Origin of the sequence: Kluyvera ascorbata (genome assembly GCF_023195735.1) — a bacterium.
Classification (GTDB): domain Bacteria; phylum Pseudomonadota; class Gammaproteobacteria; order Enterobacterales; family Enterobacteriaceae; genus Kluyvera; species Kluyvera ascorbata.
On sequence record NZ_CP096201.1, the window covers coordinates 2,224,136 to 2,244,996 of the forward strand.

General features: G+C 51.8%; 24 protein-coding genes and 1 other annotated feature. Of the genes, 18 read left to right on the top strand and 6 right to left on the bottom strand.

Going from position 1 to position 20,861, the window contains the following annotated elements:
• Window position 1 precedes the first annotated feature (1 nt).
• Genes oppB through MY052_RS10505 form a run of 5 tightly spaced genes read left to right on the top strand, consistent with a single transcriptional unit; the run spans window position 2 to window position 4,750 of the window.
• Complete coding sequence (gene oppB / locus MY052_RS10485) at window positions 2–922, top strand: oligopeptide ABC transporter permease OppB (RefSeq protein WP_035896056.1); 921 nt, start codon at window positions 2–4, stop codon at window positions 920–922.
• 14 nt (window positions 923–936) lie between these two features.
• A complete protein-coding gene (oppC, locus tag MY052_RS10490; protein WP_248538761.1) occupies window positions 937–1,845 on the top strand; it encodes an oligopeptide ABC transporter permease OppC in 909 nt (302 codons plus the stop codon).
• Window positions 1,846–1,856: 11 nt separating this feature from the next.
• Window positions 1,857–2,852, top strand: a complete 996-nt coding sequence (oppD, locus tag MY052_RS10495; protein ID WP_202217817.1) for an ABC transporter ATP-binding protein — start codon at window positions 1,857–1,859, stop codon at window positions 2,850–2,852.
• Window positions 2,849–3,853 (top strand): murein tripeptide/oligopeptide ABC transporter ATP binding protein OppF, encoded by a 1,005-nt coding sequence (oppF, locus tag MY052_RS10500; protein WP_248538762.1) that lies wholly within the window; start codon window positions 2,849–2,851, stop codon window positions 3,851–3,853. The genes oppD and oppF overlap by 4 nt, the downstream gene beginning before the upstream one ends.
• A gap of 51 nt (window positions 3,854–3,904) precedes the next feature.
• On the top strand, window positions 3,905–4,750 hold the full coding sequence (locus MY052_RS10505; protein WP_035896064.1) for an ion transporter: 846 nt from the start codon (window positions 3,905–3,907) through the stop codon (window positions 4,748–4,750).
• A gap of 40 nt (window positions 4,751–4,790) precedes the next feature.
• Here the strand turns inward: MY052_RS10505 and MY052_RS10510 are convergent, their stop codons facing one another.
• Both MY052_RS10510 and cls read right to left on the bottom strand, forming a co-directional pair.
• Entirely contained in the window at window positions 4,791–5,120 is a 330-nt protein-coding gene (locus MY052_RS10510) for an HI1450 family dsDNA-mimic protein (RefSeq protein WP_035896066.1), read from the bottom strand.
• Between the two features lie 33 nt (window positions 5,121–5,153).
• The gene (gene cls / locus MY052_RS10515; RefSeq protein ID WP_115074087.1) at window positions 5,154–6,614 is read right to left on the bottom strand and encodes a cardiolipin synthase; all 1,461 of its coding nucleotides are present in this window, start codon (window positions 6,612–6,614) and stop codon (window positions 5,154–5,156) included.
• 143 nt (window positions 6,615–6,757) lie between these two features.
• Here cls and MY052_RS10520 point away from each other — a divergent pair, with 143 nt between their 5' ends.
• Window positions 6,758–6,931 carry a YciY family protein gene (locus MY052_RS10520; protein ID WP_147281530.1) on the top strand — a complete coding sequence of 58 codons (174 nt, stop codon included), beginning with the start codon at window positions 6,758–6,760 and terminating at the stop codon, window positions 6,929–6,931.
• Between the two features lie 62 nt (window positions 6,932–6,993).
• Here the strand turns inward: MY052_RS10520 and MY052_RS10525 are convergent, their stop codons facing one another.
• The gene (locus MY052_RS10525; protein WP_035896284.1) at window positions 6,994–7,290 is read right to left on the bottom strand and encodes a YciI family protein; all 297 of its coding nucleotides are present in this window, start codon (window positions 7,288–7,290) and stop codon (window positions 6,994–6,996) included.
• 220 nt (window positions 7,291–7,510) lie between these two features.
• Here MY052_RS10525 and tonB point away from each other — a divergent pair, with 220 nt between their 5' ends.
• Entirely contained in the window at window positions 7,511–8,224 is a 714-nt protein-coding gene (gene tonB / locus MY052_RS10530) for a TonB system transport protein TonB (RefSeq protein WP_035896283.1), read from the top strand.
• A gap of 23 nt (window positions 8,225–8,247) precedes the next feature.
• On the opposite strand, the gene MY052_RS10535 is transcribed toward tonB, so the two are convergent.
• Entirely contained in the window at window positions 8,248–9,108 is an 861-nt protein-coding gene (locus MY052_RS10535) for a fructosamine kinase family protein (protein WP_202217856.1), read from the bottom strand.
• Between the two features lie 274 nt (window positions 9,109–9,382).
• A complete protein-coding gene (gene pfkB / locus MY052_RS10540) occupies window positions 9,383–10,315 on the bottom strand; it encodes a 6-phosphofructokinase II (RefSeq protein WP_035896281.1) in 933 nt (310 codons plus the stop codon).
• A gap of 316 nt (window positions 10,316–10,631) precedes the next feature.
• Here pfkB and MY052_RS10545 point away from each other — a divergent pair, with 316 nt between their 5' ends.
• Entirely contained in the window at window positions 10,632–11,390 is a 759-nt protein-coding gene (locus tag MY052_RS10545) for a DUF481 domain-containing protein (protein ID WP_248538763.1), read from the top strand.
• Window positions 11,391–11,660: 270 nt separating this feature from the next.
• Complete coding sequence (locus tag MY052_RS10550) at window positions 11,661–11,906, top strand: YdgH/BhsA/McbA family protein (RefSeq protein WP_035896279.1); 246 nt, start codon at window positions 11,661–11,663, stop codon at window positions 11,904–11,906.
• Between the two features lie 269 nt (window positions 11,907–12,175).
• On the opposite strand, the gene yniD is transcribed toward MY052_RS10550, so the two are convergent.
• Entirely contained in the window at window positions 12,176–12,283 is a 108-nt protein-coding gene (yniD, locus tag MY052_RS10555) for a small membrane protein YniD (RefSeq protein WP_100249959.1), read from the bottom strand.
• A gap of 292 nt (window positions 12,284–12,575) precedes the next feature.
• Here yniD and thrS point away from each other — a divergent pair, with 292 nt between their 5' ends.
• The 9 genes from thrS to btuC all read left to right on the top strand — a co-directional run bounded on the left by thrS (window position 12,576) and on the right by btuC (window position 20,830).
• The gene (gene thrS / locus MY052_RS10560) at window positions 12,576–14,504 is read left to right on the top strand and encodes a threonine--tRNA ligase (RefSeq protein ID WP_035896278.1); all 1,929 of its coding nucleotides are present in this window, start codon (window positions 12,576–12,578) and stop codon (window positions 14,502–14,504) included.
• A 3-nt stretch (window positions 14,505–14,507) separates the two neighbouring features.
• Window positions 14,508–15,050 carry a translation initiation factor IF-3 gene (gene infC, locus MY052_RS10565; protein WP_071828920.1) on the top strand — a complete coding sequence of 181 codons (543 nt, stop codon included), beginning with the start codon at window positions 14,508–14,510 and terminating at the stop codon, window positions 15,048–15,050.
• Window positions 15,051–15,146: 96 nt separating this feature from the next.
• The gene (gene rpmI / locus MY052_RS10570; protein WP_003030583.1) at window positions 15,147–15,344 is read left to right on the top strand and encodes a 50S ribosomal protein L35; all 198 of its coding nucleotides are present in this window, start codon (window positions 15,147–15,149) and stop codon (window positions 15,342–15,344) included.
• Between the two features lie 52 nt (window positions 15,345–15,396).
• Window positions 15,397–15,753 (top strand): 50S ribosomal protein L20, encoded by a 357-nt coding sequence (gene rplT / locus MY052_RS10575; protein WP_000124850.1) that lies wholly within the window; start codon window positions 15,397–15,399, stop codon window positions 15,751–15,753.
• Between the two features lie 118 nt (window positions 15,754–15,871).
• Window positions 15,872–15,996: a sequence feature (Phe leader region), on the top strand.
• Entirely contained in the window at window positions 15,877–15,921 is a 45-nt protein-coding gene (pheM, locus tag MY052_RS10580; protein WP_001386830.1) for a pheST operon leader peptide PheM, read from the top strand. It overlaps the preceding feature by 45 nt.
• Window positions 15,997–16,056: 60 nt before the next feature.
• Window positions 16,057–17,040, top strand: coding sequence for a phenylalanine--tRNA ligase subunit alpha (gene pheS / locus MY052_RS10585; RefSeq protein ID WP_248538764.1), 984 nt, complete (start codon window positions 16,057–16,059; stop codon window positions 17,038–17,040).
• Window positions 17,041–17,055: 15 nt separating this feature from the next.
• Window positions 17,056–19,443 (top strand): phenylalanine--tRNA ligase subunit beta, encoded by a 2,388-nt coding sequence (gene pheT, locus MY052_RS10590; protein ID WP_248538765.1) that lies wholly within the window; start codon window positions 17,056–17,058, stop codon window positions 19,441–19,443.
• 4 nt (window positions 19,444–19,447) lie between these two features.
• A complete protein-coding gene (gene ihfA, locus MY052_RS10595; protein ID WP_003030571.1) occupies window positions 19,448–19,747 on the top strand; it encodes an integration host factor subunit alpha in 300 nt (99 codons plus the stop codon).
• A gap of 99 nt (window positions 19,748–19,846) precedes the next feature.
• Window positions 19,847–20,830: a vitamin B12 ABC transporter permease BtuC gene (btuC, locus tag MY052_RS10600; protein ID WP_248538766.1), complete on the top strand. Its 984-nt coding sequence runs from the start codon at window positions 19,847–19,849 to the stop codon at window positions 20,828–20,830.
• Window positions 20,831–20,861: the final 31 nt, after the last annotated feature.

Below are 20,861 nucleotides of genomic sequence, written 5' to 3' on the forward strand. Positions count from 1 at the left end.
AATGTTAAAATTTATATTACGTCGCTGTCTGGAAGCGATTCCGACGCTATTTATTCTTATTACTATTTCCTTCTTTATGATGCGTCTCGCCCCGGGAAGTCCGTTTACGGGTGAACGTACGCTGCCGCCAGAAGTGATGGCGAATATCGAAGCGAAATACCATTTAAACGATCCAATTCTGGTTCAGTACGGTAATTACCTGAAGCAGCTTGCTCATGGTGATTTCGGTCCTTCCTTTAAATATAAAGATTATACGGTTAACGATCTGGTGGCGGTGAGCTTCCCGGTATCCGCGAAGTTGGGCGCCGCGGCGTTCCTGCTGGCCGTTATATTCGGTGTCACTGCCGGGGTTATTGCGGCCTTAAAACAGAACACCAAATGGGATTACGCGGTCATGGGGGTGGCAATGACCGGGGTGGTCATACCGAGCTTCGTTGTCGCGCCGCTGCTGGTGATGATATTTGCGATCACGCTGCATTGGCTGCCCGGTGGTGGCTGGAACGGCGGGGCGATTCAATTCATGATCCTGCCGATGGTGGCGCTCTCTCTGGCTTATATTGCCAGCATTGCGCGTATTACCCGCGGCTCGATGATTGAAGTTTTACACTCCAACTTCATCCGTACCGCACGGGCGAAAGGGTTGCCGATGCGTCGGATTATTTTCCGTCACGCGTTAAAACCTGCGCTGTTGCCGGTGCTTTCTTATATGGGGCCTGCCTTCGTCGGTATCATTACCGGTTCGATGGTCATTGAGACAATCTACGGTTTGCCGGGGATTGGACAGCTGTTCGTTAACGGGGCGCTTAACCGCGATTACTCCCTGGTGCTGAGTCTGACCATTCTGGTTGGAGCACTGACGATCCTGTTTAACGCGGTAGTAGACGTGCTCTACGCCGTAATTGACCCGAAAATCCGTTACTAAGGCTGGAGTTCGCCATGATGTTAAGTAAAAAAAGCAGCGAGGCGCTGGAAAACTTCAGTGAAAAGCTGGAAGTCGAAGGGCGTAGCCTGTGGCAGGATGCGCGTCGACGTTTCATGCATAACCGCGCCGCGGTAGCCAGCCTGGTTGTATTGGTTCTTATTGCGCTGTTCGTGACGCTGGCCCCGATGTTGTCGCAGTTCTCCTACTTCGACACCGACTGGGGCATGATGTCTAACGCACCGGAAATGGCCTCCGGGCACTACTTCGGTACCGACTCCTCCGGGCGTGACCTGCTGGTGCGCGTGGCCATCGGTGGACGTATTTCCCTAATGGTTGGGATCGCCGCCGCGCTGGTGGCTGTGATTGTGGGTACGCTCTATGGCTCACTGTCCGGCTATCTGGGCGGTAAAGTTGACTCAGTGATGATGCGCTTGCTGGAAATCCTCAACTCCTTCCCGTTCATGTTCTTCGTGATACTGCTGGTCACTTTCTTTGGGCAAAACATCCTGCTTATCTTCGTGGCTATCGGGATGGTGTCCTGGCTGGATATGGCGCGTATCGTGCGTGGTCAGACCCTAAGTCTGAAGCGTAAAGAGTTTATTGAAGCGGCGCAGGTTGGTGGTGTTTCTACGGTGAGCATTGTGGTTCGTCATATCGTGCCAAACGTACTGGGCGTGGTGGTGGTGTACGCCTCACTGCTGGTACCGAGCATGATTCTGTTTGAATCCTTCCTGAGCTTCCTCGGCCTGGGTACCCAGGAGCCGCTAAGTAGCTGGGGCGCACTGTTAAGCGATGGGGCGAACTCAATGGAAGTTTCGCCGTGGCTGCTGCTGTTCCCGGCTGGATTCCTGGTTGTGACCCTGTTCTGTTTTAACTTTATCGGCGATGGCCTGCGTGATGCCCTCGACCCGAAAGACCGTTAAGGAGAGTTGCCATGAGCACAATTGAAACGGCAACGGCATCTGAGCGGTTGCTTAACGTAAAAGATTTACGCGTGACTTTTAAAACGCCGGACGGTGACGTAACGGCCGTGAACGACCTCAACTTTAGCCTGCGTGCGGGCGAAACGCTGGGTATCGTTGGTGAGTCCGGTTCTGGTAAGTCGCAGACCGCGTTTGCGCTGATGGGGCTGTTAGCCAGTAACGGGCGTATTGGGGGGTCGGCGCTGTTTAACGGTAAAGAGATCCTTAACCTGCCTGAGCATCAGCTAAACAAGCTGCGTGCCGAGCAGATCTCGATGATTTTCCAGGACCCGATGACCTCGTTGAACCCGTATATGCGCGTCGACGAGCAGCTCATGGAAGTCCTGATGTTGCATAAAGGCATGGGCAAGGCTGAAGCGTTTGAAGAGTCGGTCAGAATGCTCGATGCGGTCAAAATGCCGGAAGCGCGTAAGCGCATGAAGATGTATCCGCACGAATTCTCCGGCGGGATGCGTCAGCGCGTGATGATCGCCATGGCGCTGCTGTGCCGGCCAAAACTGCTGATTGCTGATGAACCAACTACCGCGCTGGACGTGACCGTTCAGGCGCAAATTATGACCCTGTTGAATGAACTGAAGCGCGAGTTCAATACGGCGATTATCATGATCACCCACGATCTGGGCGTTGTGGCTGGGATCTGCGATAAGGTGCTGGTGATGTACGCCGGGCGAACCATGGAATATGGTAAAGCGCGCGATGTCTTCTATCATCCTGCACATCCTTATTCTATTGGTCTTCTGAATGCCGTACCACGTCTTGATGCTGAGGGTGAATCACTGTTAACCATCCCTGGTAACCCACCTAACTTACTGCGTTTGCCGACTGGTTGTCCATTCCAGCCTCGTTGTCCACATGCGATGGAAGCATGCAATAGCGCGCCACCGCTGGAAGAGTTTGCGCCGGGCCGTTTGCGTGCCTGCTTTAGAAACGTGGGGGAGCTGGTATGAGCGCCGTAACTGATGAAAGAAAAGTCCTGCTCGAAATTGCAGACTTAAAGGTTCACTTCGAGATTAAAGACGGGAAACAGTGGTTCTGGCAGCCACCAAAAACGCTGAAAGCGGTTGATGGCGTCACCCTGCGTTTGTACGAAGGTGAGACGCTGGGCGTGGTGGGGGAATCAGGTTGCGGTAAGTCGACGTTTGCTCGTGCCATTATTGGGCTGGTGAAGGCGACAGAAGGCAAAGTGGCCTGGCTTGGCAAAGATCTTCTGGGAATGAAACCGGATGAGTGGCGCGCCGTGCGCAGCGATATCCAGATGATTTTCCAGGACCCGCTGGCTTCGCTGAACCCGCGTATGACCATCGGTGAGATCATTGCCGAGCCGCTGCGCACGTATTATCCGAAGATGCCGCGCCAGGAAGTTCGCGACAAAGTGAAAGCCATGATGATGAAGGTTGGGCTGTTGCCAAACCTCGTCAACCGCTATCCGCATGAGTTTTCCGGTGGTCAGTGCCAGCGTATCGGTATTGCCCGTGCGCTGATTCTGGAACCAAAGCTGATTATCTGTGATGAACCCGTATCGGCGCTGGACGTTTCAATCCAGGCGCAGGTAGTGAACCTGCTCCAGCAGCTACAGCGCGAAATGGGGCTGTCGCTGATCTTCATCGCTCACGATCTGGCGGTGGTGAAGCACATTTCCGACCGTGTGCTGGTGATGTATCTGGGTCATGCGGTCGAGCTTGGCACCTACGATGAGGTGTACAACAATCCGCTTCACCCGTACACCAAAGCATTAATGTCAGCTGTCCCGGTTCCTGACCCGGATATGGAGAAGAACAAAACCATCCAGCTACTGGAAGGGGAGTTACCTTCGCCGATTAATCCACCATCAGGCTGTGTATTCCGTACGCGCTGTCCGCTGGCAGGGCCAGAATGTGCGAAAACGCGTCCACTTCTGGAAGGGAGTTTCCGCCACGCGGTTTCCTGTCTTAAAGTAGACCCGTTATAATCGTCAGGGCTGGCAAGTTGCCAGCCCTTTTTATTTTGACGAGGAGATAACGTGGCGGGTATTAGCGCTTTGCGCCATCGTCTTTATCATTTCTTATTCGATCAACGTACGCTTTCAGGCCGACGGTTTGAAGCCCTATGCGGTCTGTTTGCGTTATTAAGCGTTGTCGTTATTTTTATCGAATCAGGGATTGGCACAACCTACCATCTGACGTTTGATGAATGGCACACATTTGTCATGCTAGAAGTGGGGTTTACCTTGATGTTTACCCTGGAGTATTTCCTGCGCGTGCTTTGTTGGCCAAAACCGGCAAAATACGTTTTCAGTTTCTGGGGATTTATCGACCTTGCCACCATTTTACCGCTGTACGTCATATTATTATGGCCGCAGATAGGTGTGGAATACCTGTTCGCCTGGCGAGCAATGCGCGTGATCCGCGTATTACGTATTCTCAAATTACTGCGTCTGATGCCCGCATTAAATAGCCTGTGGGGCGCGATTGTTAACTCCCGACATCAGCTTATTCTGTTCTATGCCTTTATTGGCATTGTCATGGTTGTCGCGGGGGCGCTGATGTATGGTATCGAAGGGCCGGTTAACGGCTTTACCACCCTGAGCACATCGGTTTATTGGGCTATTGTGACGGTGACAACGGTGGGCTATGGGGACATCACGCCGCACACCGCGGCAGGGCGAATGGTGGCATCCGTCCTCATCCTGATAGGCTACTCGGTGATTGCTATCCCGACGGGGATTATCACTTCTCAGATGACCAATGAATTTCAAAAACGCCGTCATGAACGCGTTTGTCCGCACTGTAAGCAGCGTGACCACGACCCTAAGGCGCGTTACTGTAACGGCTGCGGTACCTCGCTTCCTCACGAATACGGGGCATAAAAAAGGGCAGCTTTACGCTGCCCTTTAATCAATATTGGACTTATTCGCGCCACAGAATATGGCAGAGCTTGTGATCCTTTTCGCGGCACAGCAGAATGCGCGCAAAAACATCATTCAGTTCGCCGCCATCGGTTTCCGCCAGACCAATGACCACTTCTGCGAAGAAGTCTGGATTCAGGTCGTAATCGACGTGTTCCTGCCAGTCTTCCGATGGGTCGAACAGCTCAGCGCCGCCGCGTTCTTCAAACTGCAGGTTGAACAGAATAACATCGGCGGGGTCGAGATTATCGACGGCCAGCTCGAGGAAAATGTCGTAAGCCTGCTCAAGCGTTTCGTCTTCAGTAAGACGATTATTTAAATCCATATCCATGATGGCTACCTGTTGAGTTCTATTGGGCACGTTTTACAGCAACGGGCTGAAGAAGTAAAACAGACGTTCGGCAATGCGGTGCCAGAAAGGACGTTTTACCCATAACCGCGCATCCAGTAAGCGGGAGCGGGAAATATAGTCGTCCTGAACAGAGGCTAAATCGGCGCCGAATCCGGCATCATCAATCACTAGCGTAATTTCGAAATTGAGCCACAGGCTGCGCATATCGAGGTTCACGGTACCGACCAGGCTTAGCTCGCCGTCAACCAGTACGCTCTTGGTGTGCAGCAGACCGCCTTCGAATTGATAAATCTTCACGCCTGCAGCCAGTAGTTCGGTAAAGAAGGCTCGGCTTGCCCAACCGACCAACACCGAATCGTTCTTACGCGGCAGGATGATGCTAACATCAACACCGCGCTGGGCGGCGGTACAGATGGCGTGCAGCAAATCTTCGCTCGGGACGAAATAAGGGGTGGTCATGATCAGGTACTCACGGGCGGAGTACGCCGCAGTCAGTAACGCCTGGTGAATCAAATCTTCCGGGAAACCAGGCCCCGAGGCGATGGTCTGAATAGTGTGTCCGCTGGCCTCTTCAAACGGCATAATATTGAGGTCTGGCGCGGGCGGTAATAGGCGTTTGCCGGTTTCTATCTCCCAGTCGCAGGAGTAAACAATACCCATGCCGGTGGCTATTGGGCCTTCCATGCGCGCCATCAGGTCTATCCACTGACCGACGCCGGAGTCTTGCTTGAAGAAGCGTGGGTCGACCATGTTCATACTGCCGGTGTAGGCAATATAGTTATCAATCATGATCATCTTGCGATGCTGTCGCAAATCCATGCGGCGCAGGAAAACACGCATCAGATTGACCTTCAGCGCTTCAACTACTTCGATGCCGGCATTTCGCATCATCGCAGCCCAGGGGCTACGGAAAAACGCGACGCTCCCGGCGGAATCTAACATCAGGCGGCAGTGAACGCCACGGCGTGCGGCAGCCATTAATGATTCGGCAACCTGGTCGGCCATTCCACCGGGCTGCCAGATGTAGAAGACCATTTCGATATTATGGCGAGCAAGCTGGATGTCACGAATGATTGCCTGCATAACATCGTCGGATTCGGTTAACAGCTGAAGCTGGTTTCCTTTCAGGCCGGCAATACCTTGACGACGTTCGCACAGCTTGAACAGCGAAGAGGCCACCTGGCTGTTGTCTTCGGCAAAGATATGATTGCAGGCTTTCAGGTCGCTGAGCCATTTTGCGGTTGATGGCCACATGGCACGCGCGCGTTCGGCGCGGCGCTTGCCGAGGTGGAGCTCCCCTAAAGAGAGGTAGGCGATAATACCGACCAGCGGCAGAATATAGATGATCAGCAGCCACGCCATTGCTGACGGAACGGCGCGACGCTTCATCAAAATGCGCAGCGTTACCCCGGCTATCAACAACCAATACCCCAGAATCGCCATCCAACTCACTACGGTGTAGACGGTTGTCATATTTCGAAAATCCTTTTGAATGCCAGTTGTTAAGAGTTTACGCATCCGAAGGCATCTGGCAAATAAAAACACCATGAGAAAGCGCTGGTCAGCCCTTAGCAAGGGGCTATAATGGGCCGTCTTTTTTTGAAAGAGCGTTAGAAATGAAGCGTAGTAGACCTGAAGTGGGACGCTGGCGGATGCTGAGACAAGCGAGCCGTCGTAAATCGCGTTGGCTGGAAGCTCAGTCTCGCCGCAACATGCGCATCCACTCCATCAGAAAAAGCCTTGTTGGTCGGCAGCGCAATTGCCTGCTGTTCGCCATCTACGATCTCTGATGATATAAAAAGGGCACCGTCAGGGTGCCCTCAGTTTTTTAGCAAGCTACAGCCCGCTTTTATTAAAATACTTTCTTATAAGGTTTTACTGAAACCTGCTGATAAACCCCTGCGGCAACGTATGGGTCATCCTGCGCCCATGCCTGAGCGGCTTCCAGTGATTCAAATTCAGCAATAACCGTTGAACCGCTAAAACCGGCCGCGCCTGGATCGTTGCTATCAACGGCTGGCATTGGGCCTGCGGTCAGCAGACGGCCTTCATCATGCAGAAGCTGCAGGCGAGCCAGATGAGCAGGGCGGACGGAAAGACGTTTTTCAAGAGAGTCGGCGATATCCTGAGCGTAGATGACGTAAAGCACGGGCGGAACTCCTGTTTAAATAATTTGCGGATTACGTTAAGGGAAAGCGCTAGCGACTGCAATGCAAAGTTTTGCCGGTGTGAAAAGTTGTGTTTGGACGGGGATTTTTTGGGCAGGAAGGGCAAAAAGTTGATCGAAGATAAGATGTCTTATTGAATATGATTGTCATTTGCATTTAAAATCGGGGTCTCATTTTTTAACTGTAACGATTATGACTGCAATGACCCTTGATTTACCTCGCCGCTTTCCGTGGCCGACGTTACTCTCTGTTGGCATTCACGGTGCCGTCGTGGCCGGTCTGCTTTATACCTCGGTACATCAGGTTATTGAACTGCCCGCACCCGCTCAGCCGATTACCATCACGATGGTGGCTCCCGCTGATTTAGAGCCCCCACAGGCAGTGGTTCAGCCACAGCCAATCGTTGAGCCTGAACCCGAGCCAGAACCGGAACCTATTCCTGAGGTGCCGCAGGCCCCGGTCGTTATTCATAAACCGAAACCTAAGCCAAAACCTAAACCGAAGCCGGTGAAAAAAGTTGAGCAGCCAAAACCGGAAATTAAACCGGTTGAACAGCGTCCGCTCTCCACGGTGAATAATGATGCGCCGCCAGCGCGCTCCGTTGCGAATAACCTGCCGGGCGCCAGTGCGCCATCGGTCAATGCGCCCACTGGCCCGCGCGCGCTTAATCGTCCGCAGCCAGGTTACCCTACGCGTGCTCAGGCTCTGCGTATCGAAGGTAAAGTTCGGGTGAAATTTGACGTAACCGCCGACGGGCGCGTCGAAAATGTGGAAATTCTTTCCGCTCAACCGTCAAATATGTTTGAACGCGATGTGAAAACGGCTATGCGCAAATGGCGCTATGAAACCGGTAAGCCGGGCACAGGGCTCATTATGAATATTGAGTTCCGCCTGAAAGGCGTGCAGATGAACTAAAAAAGCCCCGAAAGGGGCTTTTTTTATGCAGCGAGAACGTGGTCCAACGCTTTCTGCGCAGTGACAAAGTGCTGACCGCCGAAAAGAATGGCGCGGTTAATTAAGGTATAAAGCTGATAGACCGACTGCCGGTCAAGGAAATCTGCCGGAAGTGGGGACACGGACTGATAGCCATCGTAAATTTGCGGTGGTTGATCCGGGTGCAGCGGTAACATGGCCAGGTCGCATTCGCGATCTCCCCAATAACAGGCTGGGTCAAAAATATACGGCCCGTTTGGCCCCAGTGCGCAGTTGTTTGACCAAAGGTCGCCATGCAATAGAGAAGGCTGTGGCTGGTGGCCGCTCAGGCGCTGCTGGATATGGTTAACAATGGCGTCAATATCCCCGAACTCCATGCCTTTTTCAGCCGCAAGCTCAAGTTGCCAGCCAATACGCTGTTCGGCGAAAAAGTTGGACCAGCGCCGTTGCCAGGCATTGGGCTGTGGGGTGGTAGACAGATCGTTGTCGAAGTCGAGGCCAAACTGCGGCTGATCGCTCCATTCGTGCAAACGGGCAAGCTGCTGACCCAGTAAGAATGCATTATGCGCATCCAGCGGACGAGGAGGCAGGTACTCCATCACCAGGAAGCTGTAATCGCGGTCTGAACCGACGACAAACACTTCCGGAACGGACACGGTTTTACTACGGGAGAGCAGTTCAAGTTGATCGGCTTCCGCGGTGAAAATGGGTAATAGCTCTCGTTCATCGCATTTGACGAAAAAATCGCGACCTGTATAGCGTATATGCCATGCGGCATGGATCTCTCCGCCGGGCAGTTCAGTACGCTGATCGATTTCGCCACTTCCAAGTTGCTCGCCTAACAGACTACTGATCGCTTGCCACATGATGTCTCTCCCCATGTTTTCTGCCATATCATAAGGTTAGCGCATAAATGCCGGGTAAAAATACGAGCTATACCGCACAACGGGTAAAAAGAGTGTAGAAAGCAGGGACAAGGTCGTATGCCTTCTGCGACAGGTGCATGATGGCTCACCCGTGGCGATCGTGAGTTAAACCATCGTGATGCACGCCATTGTTAACAATGGAGTTTGGTTAGCATAGTTGATTACCGTGATTTCGCGACTCGTAGCATGTGCTACGAGCCCGATTCTTGAGCATTTAGTGCTGTTGCAGGTAGGCGTAAATCTTATGGGTATTTTCCTGCGAACACAGGCGCGTCCCCTGGTTAATCGTCGCTGCACTGCCTGCGGCAACGCCAAAGCGAACCATCTCTTCGAGGGACGCATTTTCAGCAAGCTTGAGGGTCATGGCGCCAACCATACTGTCGCCCGCACCAACGGTGCTCTGACTTTTGATGGGAGGCGGCACAACCTGAACGCAGTTTTGCTCGTCAATCGCCAGCGCCCCTTGCGCACCTAACGATACCACTACGCGCCGAGCCTTCCCGCTGCGGATGATTTCCAGCGCTGCATTGCGCACATCATCAGGTTGTACAAGTTCACGTTGGACCAACGCGCTGAGTTCTTTCTGATTCGGCTTAACCAGCTCAATCTGGCCTATCGCCAGTGCAGCGGTAAGGGCATCACCGGAGCTATCGATAACGCAACGTAGGCCATGATGTTGGGCGGCTTGAATGAGTGCAGTGAACTGCTCAAGGGAAACGCCAGGCGGCAGACTGCCGCTGATGACCAGTAGCGACCCAGGCGCAATTTGCAGAACCTTTTCCTGTAATTTCATCAGTTCATCACCGTTGAGCGTGGCTCCCGGCATCACAAAGCGGTATTGCTCGCCGTTAGCCGCAACGTGAACGTGAAGGTTCTGGCGAGTCCACTCGTGTGCTTCGATGCTTTCAACCGGTACGTTTTCAGCCTGAAGTAGGGCGACCAGGTGTTCACCTGTTGCGCCACCGGCGGGGAAAATAGCGGTCGCGCTGCCGCCCAGAAAGGTGATTGCGCGCGCAACGTTAATCCCACCGCCGCCAGGCTCGAAAACAGGGGCACTACAGCGGAGTTTCCCTTCTGGATAAATCTGTGGCGTTTGGGTGGCGCTGTCGAGTGAAGGGGCGAGCGTCAGCGTGTAGATCTTGACCATATCGATAACCTCCCTTTTTAAGCCAACAAGTGGCTTAGAACACAATTGCGTTTAAGTCTGGCACCGGATAGAGAATAAAGAAAGAATCAACGGACTGATTTTTATAGAAAAGCGTAAAGAAGCTGCGGCTTTTTTATTATAAATTAAAACGTGCTTTAAGAGGTCTCTTATTCAAAAAATGAAAGAAGAATAGATTGCTATGTTATACGTGCCTTTTTATAATTTGTTGCCTTTCTATGGACCACCCCGTCGTTGATCCTCGCGAAAGTTTCCGGGACGGAATTGTCTCCTATTTTGTTGTACGGACCCTTAATAAATGAAGCTTTTGAAGACAGTACCGGCAGCGGTTGTGCTGCTGGGGGGCGTGTTTGCGTCTGCATATGCAACCGCCAGTGATACCGTTTTTACTGTCATGGATGACCCGAGCACCGCCAAGAAGCCTTTTGAAGGCAACGTCAATGCGGGCTATCTCTCGCAGGCTGGTAATACCAAAAGTACTTCAGCGACCGCTGACTCCACGCTCACCTGGTACGGTGAATCGACGGCCTGGTCCCTTTGGGGTACCGCCAGCAACACGTCTGCAAACGATGAACGTTCTTCAGAGAAATACTCTGTAGGGGGTCGTAGTCGTTACAATATGACGCATGAAGATTACCTGTTTGGTCAGGCGAGCTGGCTGACCGACCGCTACAATGGTTACCATGAGCGTGATGTGTTTACCGCGGGTTATGGTCGTCAATTCCTGAATGGACCTATCCACAGCTTCCGTTTTGAATTCGGTCCTGGCGTTCGTTATGACGAATATACCGATGGCGATTCAGAAACTCGGCCGCTGGGTTATGCTTCCGCGACCTACGCGTGGCAGATGACTCAAACCGCGAAATTCACTCAGGGCGTATCCGTACTGGGCGCGGATGATACGACCGTCAACTCAGAAACCGCACTGAATGTCGCAATCAACGAACACTTTGGTTTGAAAGTGGCTTACAACGTGACCTGGAACTCTGAACCACCAGCAACGGCGCCGAATCATACCGATCGCCGTACCTCGCTAACGCTTGGTTATACGATGTAATAATTTACAGGCCGGAGAATTCCCGGCCTGTATTTTCAATTTATCGTTTTGTGTTATTATTTAAAGCAACCGCTGTTTTATTTTATTAAAAATACAAGTTCTTCATAATATCTCCACATTCGACCTTTCTGACATATATATTCAATAAATTTGACACGAATAGCTAAATATTTTGACTAGGCAAAAGTGTGATCTGGATCTAGACTATGTTCAAGGGCGGAATGATGCCTTAGCGTTCTAAAGTCTTAATCAAGTCAGAGAATAAACATTATGAAAAATATCAAAATCGCATCCGCAGCTATTCTGCTGTCAGCACTCTCTTTCGGCGTATTTGCTGCCGAACCAGTAGCTCAACCTGCCAGTTCTACGAACACCACTACCGCACAGCACATTGGTATCTCTAGCGCGCACGACGTTGAAGCGGGCTCTAATATGGCGCCTGGCTCTCAGTCTACCGGCCAGTCAATGGATGATGCTTTTAATGTACATACCCTGGTTGCTGGTGGTTGGTCCTAATATTTCTGTGCTGTAATAATCTGATTTTTGTTCAATTAGTTATAACGGCAGAGAAAACCGGGTAGAGTGGTACCGGTTTTTCTTGCTGCCATTTATTTCTAATTAAAATTCAGTCTTTGTATTATGAGTGTAAATCTGAATCGGGTTTAGTCGCACATATTGTCAATAAATCTGTGTTAACAGCATTTTCTGTATATATTCTAATGCGCTAGTCTGAATGTTAAAAATGGACTGAAAACTCCGCGCCATTAGCCTTTACACTTCCATCATTATCCCCAAATCATCGCCGCCCATCTAAGCAGTAGCATTGCGCCACAGATAGCGATCAGTACCAGCACCATTTTCCAATGTTTTTTTGCGAATCGATGAGTGGGCATGTTCTGTCCTTTTTCCTTTAAGATTTAATGTAGTGTATCAGAATTGTTGGTAAAGATAGCAGTGTGCGCCCCACAAGGTAATTGCGGCTTTTATCATGTCCTGATGATGTGTAAACTAACCCACGGTGTTATCAGCAGGCGGATGCAGGCGGAGCAGGGTACACAATGTGTACACACTCCTCATTTTTTGCAGAGTGAAGCAGAAATCAATCCATAACCTGTTGATAAATTTAATCATATAGTTTTGTATGTGCTCTTTCGTGTGGGGCACCACTGCAAATAAGGACATTAAATGCCTGTAATTACTCTTCCTGATGGCAGCCAACGCCATTACGACCACGCCGTAAGCCCAATGGATGTTGCTCTGGACATCGGTCCTGGCCTGGCAAAAGCCACCATCGCTGGGCGCGTGAACGGTGAACTGGTTGATGCTTCAGATCTGATTGAAAACGATGCCACGCTGTCTCTTATCACCGCAAAAGATGAAGATGGTCTGGAAATCATTCGTCACTCGTGTGCTCACCTGCTTGGTCATGCGATCAAACAGCTGTGGCCAAACACCAAAATGGCGATCGGCCCGGTGATTGACAACGGTTTCTATTATGACGTTGATCTTGACCATACGCTGACCCAGGAAGACATCGACGCGCTCGAAAAACGCATGCATGAGCTCGCCGAGAAAAACTATGATGTCATCAAGAAGAAAGTGAGCTGGCATGAAGCTCGTGAAACTTTCGTCAAACGTGGTGAAAACTATAAAGTTTCCATCCTTGATGAAAACATCGCGCATGATGACAAGCCTGGCTTGTATCATCACGAAGAATACGTCGACATGTGCCGTGGTCCGCACGTGCCGAATATGCGTTTCTGTCACTACTTCAAGCTGATGAAAACCGCCGGTGCATACTGGCGTGGCGACAGCAACAACAAGATGCTGCAGCGTATCTATGGTACTGCATGGACGGACAAAAAAGCCCTCAATGCCTACCTGCAGCGTCTGGAAGAAGCGTCAAAACGCGATCACCGTAAAATCGGTAAGCAGCTCGACCTGTATCATATGCAGGAAGAAGCGCCGGGGATGGTGTTCTGGCATAATGACGGCTGGACTATCTTCCGTGAACTGGAAACTTTTGTACGCTCCAAGCTGAAAGAGTACCAGTATCAGGAAGTGAAAGGCCCGTTCATGATGGACCGTGTGCTGTGGGAAAAAACCGGCCACTGGGACAACTACAAAGATGCAATGTTCACCACCTCTTCTGAGAACCGTGAGTACTGCATCAAGCCAATGAACTGCCCGGGGCACGTTCAGATCTTCAACCAGGGTCTGAAATCCTACCGTGACCTGCCGCTGCGTATGGCGGAGTTCGGTAGCTGCCACCGTAATGAACCGTCAGGTGCGCTGCATGGCTTAATGCGTGTACGCGGCTTCACTCAGGATGACGCCCATATCTTCTGTACGGAAGAGCAGGTGCGTGATGAAGTGAACGCATGCATTCGTTTAGTCTATGATATGTACAGCACTTTCGGTTTCGAAAAAATCGTGGTCAAACTTTCAACGCGTCCGGAAAAACGTATCGGTAGCGATGAAATGTGGGACCGTGCTGAAGCGGATCTGGCGGTTGCGCTGGAAGAAAACAACATCCCGTTTGAATATCAACTGGGTGAAGGCGCATTCTACGGTCCGAAAATTGAATTTACCCTGTATGACTGCCTCGATCGTGCATGGCAGTGCGGTACTGTACAGCTGGACTTCTCTCTGCCGTCTCGTCTGAGCGCCTCTTATGTAGGCGAGAACAACGAGCGTCAGGTACCGGTGATGATTCACCGCGCAATTTTGGGGTCTCTGGAGCGCTTCATTGGCATCCTGACCGAAGAGTTCGCTGGTTTCTTCCCAACATGGCTTGCCCCTGTGCAGGTTGTGGTGATGAATATCACTGATTCTCAGTCTGAATACGTTAACGAATTGACCCGTAAACTACAAAATGCAGGCATTCGTGTAAAAGCGGACTTGAGAAATGAGAAGATTGGCTTTAAAATCCGCGAGCACACTTTACGTCGTGTCCCTTATATGTTGGTCTGCGGTGACAAAGAGGTGGAAGCTGGCAAAGTTGCCGTTCGCACCCGCCGTGGTAAAGACCTGGGCAGCCTGGACGTAAGTGAAGTGATTGAGAAGCTGCAACAAGAGATTCGCAGCCGCAGTCTTCAACAACTGGAGGAATAAGGTATTAAAGGCGGAAAACGAGTTCAAACGGCACGTCCGAATCGTATCAATGGCGAGATTCGCGCCCTGGAAGTTCGCTTGACAGGTCTGGAAGGCGAAGCTTTGGGTATTGTGAGTCTGAGAGAAGCTATCGAAAAGGCTGAAGAGGCCGGAGTAGATTTAGTTGAAATCAGCCCTAACGCCGAACCGCCAGTTTGTCGTATTATGGACTACGGCAAGTTCCTTTATGAAAAAAGTAAGTCTTCTAAGGAACAGAAGAAGAAGCAAAAAGTTATCCAGGTTAAGGAAATTAAATTCCGTCCTGGGACAGATGATGGCGATTACCAGGTAAAACTCCGCAGCCTGGTTCGCTTTCTCGAAGATGGCGATAAGGCTAAGATCACACTGCGTTTCCGCGGTCGTGAAATGGCCCACCAGCAGATCGGTATGGAAGTGCTTACGCGCGTCCGTGACGATCTGAGTGAACTGGCAGTAGTCGAATCCTTCCCTACGAAGATCGAAGGCCGCCAGATGATCATGGTGCTCGCTCCTAAGAAGAAACAGTAAGGCCTTCAAGTAGCGATGTTGGTGAAGCCTTAGGGCTTCACTGAAATTGTTCGCCTATGTTTCGTTTATTAACAATGCGAAGTGGAAGTTATTAAGATGCCAAAGATTAAAACCGTACGCGGTGCTGCTAAGCGCTTCAAAAAAACCGGTGGTGGTGGATTTAAGCGTAAGCACGCAAACCTGCGTCATATTCTGACCAAAAAATCTACTAAACGTAAACGTCACCTGCGTCCAAAAGGCCTCGTGTCTAAAGGCGATCTGGGTCTGGTTATCGCGTGCCTGCCGTACGCATAAGCCGTTAACGTTTAATTTTTTTTACTAAGAATATAGATACAGGAGAGCTCACATGGCTCGCGTAAAACGTGGTGTAATTGCTCGTGCACGTCACAAAAAAATTCTGAAACAAGCTAAAGGCTACTACGGTGCGCGTTCTCGCGTATACCGCGTTGCCTTCCAGGCTGTTATCAAAGCTGGTCAGTACGCTTACCGTGACCGTCGTCAACGTAAACGTCAGTTCCGTCAGCTGTGGATTGCACGTATCAATGCAGCAGCACGTCAGAACGGTATTTCTTACAGCAAATTCATCAATGGCCTGAAAAAAGCCTCTGTTGAAATTGACCGTAAGATCCTGGCTGACATCGCAGTATTCGACAAAGTAGCGTTCACCGCTCTGGTCGAAAAAGCGAAAGCAGCACTGGCATAAGCCAGTTGGAAGAGGGAGCTAGTCTCCCTCTTTTCATTTTAACCGTATCAATGCATTGACATTTATCAGCGTAGACCTTTCAATAAAGACTCTACGGTTATTACCACATAAGGTAACGCAAGCATGAATGCTGCTATTTTCCGCTTCTTCTTTTACTTTAGCACCTGAACTCAGGAGGCTTGCGCGTGAAAGAAGAAACGAAAAATCAGCGCCAATAAGCCTCCGGATGGAGGCTTTTTTTGTATCTGAATTCGAGATTAAGTCCACCAAACCGGTGTCTGCACCGACATAATGAGGAAAACCATGTCACATCTCGCAGAGCTGGTTGCCAGTGCCAAGGCAGCCATTAACCAGGCTTCAGATGTTGCCGCGTTAGACAATGTCCGCGTCGAATATCTGGGTAAGAAAGGGCATCTGACCCTTCAGATGACCACACTGCGTGAACTGCCGCCAGAAGAGCGTCCAGCAGCGGGTGCCGTCATTAACGAAGCAAAAGAGCAGGTGCAGCAGGCACTGAACGCGCGTAAAGCTGACCTGGAAAACGCCGTGATGAATGCCCGTCTGGCCGCAGAGACCATCGATATCTCCCTACCGGGGCGTCGCATTGAAAACGGTGGTTTACACCCAGTTACCCGTACTATCGACCGTATTGAAAGTTTCTTCGGTGAGCTCGGCTTTACCGTAGCGACGGGTCCGGAAATCGAAGATGACTACCATAACTTCGATGCGCTGAATATCCCTGCGCACCACCCGGCACGCGCTGACCACGACACTTTCTGGTTTGATGCGACCCGTCTGCTGCGCACGCAGACTTCCGGCGTACAGATCCGCACCATGAAAGATCAGGAACCGCCAATCCGTATTATCGCGCCGGGCCGCGTATATCGTAACGACTACGATCAGACGCACACCCCAATGTTCCATCAGATGGAAGGCCTGATTGTTGATAAGAACATCAGCTTCACCAATCTGAAGGGCACGATTCACGACTTCCTGCGCAACTTCTTTGAGGAAGATTTGCAGATTCGTTTCCGTCCGTCCTACTTCCCGTTCACCGAACCGTCCGCAGAAGTGGATGTGATGGGTAAAAACGGCAAATGGCTGGAAGTTCTGGGCTGCGGGATGGTGCACCCGAACGTACTGCGCAACGTTGGTATCGATCCGGAAGTTTACTCCGGCTTCGCCTTCGGTATGGGTATGGAGCGTCTGACCATGCTGCGTTACGGCGTCACCGATTTGCGCGCATTCTTCGAAAACGATCTGCGTTTCCTCAAACAGTTTAAATAAGGGCAGGATAAAACAATGAAATTCAGTGAACTGTGGTTACGCGAATGGGTGAATCCAGCCATTGATAGCGAAGCGCTGTCTGGCCAAATCACCATGGCAGGCCTGGAAGTGGACGGCGTTGAAGCCGTTGCCGGTAGCTTCAACGGCGTGGTTGTCGGTGAAGTGGTTGAGTGCGGCCAGCACCCGAACGCAGATAAACTGCGCGTGACGAAAGTGAATGTAGGTGGTGAACGCCTGCTGGATATCGTCTGCGGTGCGCCAAACTGCCGTCAGGGCCTGAAGGTTGCCGTGGCGACTATCGGTGCGGTACTGCCTGGCGACTTCAAAATTAAAGCCGCTAAGCTACGCGGTGAACCGTCTGAAGGGATGCTGTGCTCTTTCTCCGAGCTGGGCATTTCCGACGACCATAGCGGCATTATCGAACTGCCAGCCGACGCGCCTCTGGGTACCGATATCCGTGAATACCTGAAGCTCGATGACAATACTATTGAAATCAGCGTGACCCCGAACCGCGCCGACTGCTTAGGCATTATCGGCGTTGCGCGCGATGTTGCCGTGCTGAACAAGCTGCCGCTGAACGAGCCGGAAATCAAAGCAGTTGCCGCGACCATTGCCGATGTTCTGCCAATTCAGGTTGATGCTGCCGATGCGTGCCCACGTTACCTCGGCCGTGTGGTCAAAGGTATCAACGTTAAAGCGCCAACTCCGCTGTGGATGAAAGAGAAACTGCGTCGTTGCGGTATTCGCTCCATCGATGCGGTCGTGGATATCACCAACTACGTCCTGCTCGAGCTGGGCCAGCCAATGCATGCGTTCGATAAAGATCGCATCGAAGGCGGCATCGTTGTACGCATGGCGAAAGAGGGTGAAACGCTGGTGCTGCTGGACGGTACCGAAGCTAAACTCAATGCCGACACTCTGGTCATCGCCGACCACAACAAAGCGCTGGCCATGGCCGGTATCTTTGGTGGTGAGCACTCTGGCGTGAACGATGAAACGCAAAACGTGCTGCTGGAATCCGCATTCTTCAGCCCGCTGTCTATTACCGGCCGTGCGCGCCGTCATGGCCTGCACACCGATGCGTCCCACCGTTACGAGCGTGGCGTTGACCCGGTTCTGCAGTACAAAGCTATCGAACGTGCGACTGCGCTGCTTCTCGATATCTGCGGTGGTGAAGCCGGTCCAATCATCGATGTAACGAATGAAGCAACGTTGCCGAAGCGTGCGACCATCACGCTTCGCCGCAGCAAGCTGGATCGCCTGATTGGTCATCATATTGCTGATGATCTGGTGACTGACATTCTGACCCGTCTGGGCTGCGAAGTGACCGTGGGTAACGATGAATGGCAGGCCGTTGCGCCAACCTGGCGCTTCGACATGGAAATTGAAGAAGATCTGATCGAAGAAGTCGCGCGCGTTTACGGCTATAACAGCATCCCGAACGAGCCGGTACAGGCTGGTCTGGTGATGGGCAGCCATAAAGAAGCTAACCTGTCGCTGAAGCGTGTGAAAACCATGCTTAACGATAAAGGCTATCAGGAAGTGATTACCTATAGCTTCGTTGATCCGAAAGTTCAGCAACTGGTTCACCCGGGTGAAGAAGCGCTGATTCTGCCAAACCCAATCTCCAGCGAAATGTCGGCAATGCGTCTGTCCCTGTGGACCGGCCTGCTGTCTACCGTGGTCTACAACCAGAACCGTCAACAGAACCGTGTACGTATTTTTGAAACCGGTCTGCGCTTTGTGCCGGACACTCAGGCTCCGCTGGGTATCCGTCAGGACGTGATGCTGGGTGGCGTTATCTGTGGCAACCGCTACGATGAACACTGGAACCTGGCAAAAGAGACCGTTGATTTCTATGATTTGAAAGGCGATCTGGAGTCCGTTCTCGATCTGACCGGTAAATTATCTGAAATTCAGTTCAAAGCAGAAGCGAACCCAGCCCTGCACCCGGGCCAGTCTGCGGCGATTTATCTGAAAGGTGAACGCGTTGGTTTCATTGGTGTTATTCACCCGGAACTGGAGCGTAAACTGGATCTGAACGGCCGTACTCTGGTGTTCGAACTGGAGTGGAACAAGCTCGCAGACCGCGTGGTTCCTCAGGCTCGCGACGTTTCACGCTTCCCGGCGAACCGCCGCGACATCGCGGTTGTGGTTGCTGAAAACGTGCCCGCAGCAGATATTTTAAACGAATGTAAGAAAGTTGGCGTAAATCAGGTAGTTGGCGTAAACTTATTTGACGTGTACCGTGGTAAGGGTGTTGCGGAAGGCTATAAAAGCCTTGCTATCAGCCTAATCCTACAAGATACCAGCCGTACACTCGAAGAAGAGGAGATTGCCGCTACCGTCGCCAAATGTGTAGAGGCATTAAAAGAGCGATTCCAGGCATCATTGAGGGATTGAACCTATGGCGCTTACAAAAGCTGAAATGTCAGAATATCTGTTTGATAAGCTTGGGCTTAGCAAGCGGGATGCCAAAGAACTGGTTGAGCTGTTTTTCGAAGAGATCCGTCGCGCTCTTGAAAACGGTGAGCAGGTAAAACTCTCCGGTTTTGGTAACTTTGATTTGCGTGACAAAAACCAACGCCCGGGACGTAACCCTAAAACGGGTGAAGATATTCCCATTACAGCCCGGCGTGTGGTGACCTTCAGACCAGGACAGAAGTTAAAAAGCCGGGTCGAAAACGCAACACCCAAAGAAGAGTAATCTGAACTAACTAAAAAGGCCGCGCATGCGGCCTTTTTCTTTTCCTGGTGGCGTAACCACCGTAAAATCTAACGCTTTTCCACGAGCTTACGGATAACTATGCTGGTCTATGCATCCCAACAGCAGCGGCTTCACCGCCGCTGGCTAATCGTGTTGTCGCTCATTCTCCTGCTGATGTTGGTTATTGGCCTGTGCGCGGGCGATCAATGGATTGCACCAGCTGAATGGTTTACGGCGAAAGGGCAGCTCTTTATCTGGCAAATCCGCTTACCGCGCACGCTGGCAGTGATGCTGGTGGGAGCGGCGTTAGCATTATCTGGCACCGTGATGCAGGCACTGTTCGAGAACCCTCTTGCTGAGCCCGGATTACTTGGCGTATCAAACGGTGCGGGTGTAGGACTTATTGCCGCCATCATGCTCGGGCAGGGGGTGTTACCTGCCTGGGGGCCGGGTCTGGCGGCCATTGTCGGTGCATTGACGATTACTGCCATTCTGATGCGTTTTGCTCGTCGTCATCTATCAACCAGCCGTTTGCTGCTGGCCGGGGTGGCGTTGGGTATTATCTGTAGTGCCTTGATGACCTGGGCTGTTTACTTCTCGACGTCGTTCGACCTGCGCCAGTTGATGTACTGGATGATGGGGGGCTTTGGCGGTGTGGACTGGCAGCAGCTTTGGCTAATGGGAGCGCTGGTGCCGGTGATGGTCTGGCTATGTCTGCAATCGCAGCCGCTAAACCTGCTGGCGCTGGGCGAAACGTCGGCCCGACAGCTCGGTGTGCCCATTGTGCTGTGGCGCAAACTGCTGGTGATGGCAACCGGCTGGCTGGTTGGGGTAAGCGTCGCGTTGGCGGGTGCTATCGGGTTTATCGGCCTGGTAGTGCCGCATATGTTACGTCTGTGTGGCCTGACCGATCATCGCGTCCTGCTGCCTGCTAGCGCGCTCGCCGGAGCCAGCACGCTTCTGTTTGCGGATATTGTGGCGCGTCTTGCATTATCGGCGGCTGAGCTGCCCATCGGTGTGGTCACCGCCACATTGGGAGCGCCGGTATTTATCTGGCTATTGCTGAAGTCGGGCAAATACTAAGGGAAAATGGCCGCAGGACAGCAGCACCTTG

What these genes read in the sequence shown, in the direction of transcription:
- oppB (WP_035896056.1), top strand. Translation starts at nt 2, where the DNA reads ATGTTAAAATTTATATTACGTCGCTGTCTGGAAGCGATTCCGACGCTA.
- oppC (WP_248538761.1), top strand. Translation starts at nt 937, where the DNA reads ATGATGTTAAGTAAAAAAAGCAGCGAGGCGCTGGAAAACTTCAGTGAA.
- oppD (WP_202217817.1), top strand. Translation starts at nt 1,857, where the DNA reads ATGAGCACAATTGAAACGGCAACGGCATCTGAGCGGTTGCTTAACGTA.
- oppF (WP_248538762.1), top strand. Translation starts at nt 2,849, where the DNA reads ATGAGCGCCGTAACTGATGAAAGAAAAGTCCTGCTCGAAATTGCAGAC.
- MY052_RS10510 (WP_035896066.1), bottom strand. Translation starts at nt 5,120, where the DNA reads ATGGATATGGATTTAAATAATCGTCTTACTGAAGACGAAACGCTTGAG.
- cls (WP_115074087.1), bottom strand. Translation starts at nt 6,614, where the DNA reads ATGACAACCGTCTACACCGTAGTGAGTTGGATGGCGATTCTGGGGTAT.
- MY052_RS10520 (WP_147281530.1), top strand. Translation starts at nt 6,758, where the DNA reads ATGAAGCGTAGTAGACCTGAAGTGGGACGCTGGCGGATGCTGAGACAA.
- tonB (WP_035896283.1), top strand. Translation starts at nt 7,511, where the DNA reads ATGACCCTTGATTTACCTCGCCGCTTTCCGTGGCCGACGTTACTCTCT.
- MY052_RS10535 (WP_202217856.1), bottom strand. Translation starts at nt 9,108, where the DNA reads ATGTGGCAAGCGATCAGTAGTCTGTTAGGCGAGCAACTTGGAAGTGGC.
- pfkB (WP_035896281.1), bottom strand. Translation starts at nt 10,315, where the DNA reads ATGGTCAAGATCTACACGCTGACGCTCGCCCCTTCACTCGACAGCGCC.
- MY052_RS10545 (WP_248538763.1), top strand. Translation starts at nt 10,632, where the DNA reads ATGAAGCTTTTGAAGACAGTACCGGCAGCGGTTGTGCTGCTGGGGGGC.
- MY052_RS10550 (WP_035896279.1), top strand. Translation starts at nt 11,661, where the DNA reads ATGAAAAATATCAAAATCGCATCCGCAGCTATTCTGCTGTCAGCACTC.
- yniD (WP_100249959.1), bottom strand. Translation starts at nt 12,283, where the DNA reads ATGCCCACTCATCGATTCGCAAAAAAACATTGGAAAATGGTGCTGGTA.
- thrS (WP_035896278.1), top strand. Translation starts at nt 12,576, where the DNA reads ATGCCTGTAATTACTCTTCCTGATGGCAGCCAACGCCATTACGACCAC.
- rpmI (WP_003030583.1), top strand. Translation starts at nt 15,147, where the DNA reads ATGCCAAAGATTAAAACCGTACGCGGTGCTGCTAAGCGCTTCAAAAAA.
- rplT (WP_000124850.1), top strand. Translation starts at nt 15,397, where the DNA reads ATGGCTCGCGTAAAACGTGGTGTAATTGCTCGTGCACGTCACAAAAAA.
- pheS (WP_248538764.1), top strand. Translation starts at nt 16,057, where the DNA reads ATGTCACATCTCGCAGAGCTGGTTGCCAGTGCCAAGGCAGCCATTAAC.
- pheT (WP_248538765.1), top strand. Translation starts at nt 17,056, where the DNA reads ATGAAATTCAGTGAACTGTGGTTACGCGAATGGGTGAATCCAGCCATT.
- ihfA (WP_003030571.1), top strand. Translation starts at nt 19,448, where the DNA reads ATGGCGCTTACAAAAGCTGAAATGTCAGAATATCTGTTTGATAAGCTT.
- btuC (WP_248538766.1), top strand. Translation starts at nt 19,847, where the DNA reads ATGCTGGTCTATGCATCCCAACAGCAGCGGCTTCACCGCCGCTGGCTA.